Genomic DNA, 679 nt, shown 5'->3' on the forward strand with positions numbered 1-679 from the left:
TCATCTTCGGGGGTAGAGCACTGTTTCGGCTAGGGGGTCATCCCGACTTACCAACCCGATGCAAACTACGAATACCGAAGAATGTTATCACGGGAGACACACGGCGGGTGCTAACGTCCGTCGTGAAGAGGGAAACAACCCAGACCGCCAGCTAAGGTCCCAAAGTCATGGTTAAGTGGGAAACGATGTGGGAAGGCACAGACAGCCAGGATGTTGGCTTAGAAGCAGCCATCATTTAAAGAAAGCGTAATAGCTCACTGGTCGAGTCGGCCTGCGCGGAAGATGTAACGGGGCTAAACCATGCACCGAAGCTGCGGCAGCGACGCTTATGCGTTGTTGGGTAGGGGAGCGTTCTGTAAGCCGTTGAAGGTGGCCTGTGAGGGTTGCTGGAGGTATCAGAAGTGCGAATGCTGACATAAGTAACGATAAAGCGGGTGAAAAGCCCGCTCGCCGGAAGACCAAGGGTTCCTGTCCAACGTTAATCGGGGCAGGGTGAGTCGACCCCTAAGGCGAGGCCGAAAGGCGTAGTCGATGGGAAACAGGTTAATATTCCTGTACTCGGTGTTACTGCGAAGGGGGGACGGAGAAGGCTATGTTGGCCGGGCGACGGTTGTCCCGGTTTAAGCATGTAGGCGGAGAGTTTAGGTAAATCCGGACTCTTGTTAACGCTGAGGTGTGA

1 rRNA gene is annotated in these 679 nt (G+C 54.5%); it reads left to right on the top strand.

Annotation, left to right across the window (positions count from 1 at the left end):
* Positions 1–679 (top strand): 23S ribosomal RNA (locus tag QFI97_RS00070); the annotation flags it as partial.

Source organism: Klebsiella scottii, assembly GCF_036561945.1.
Taxonomy (GTDB): Bacteria; Pseudomonadota; Gammaproteobacteria; order Enterobacterales; family Enterobacteriaceae; genus Klebsiella; species Klebsiella scottii.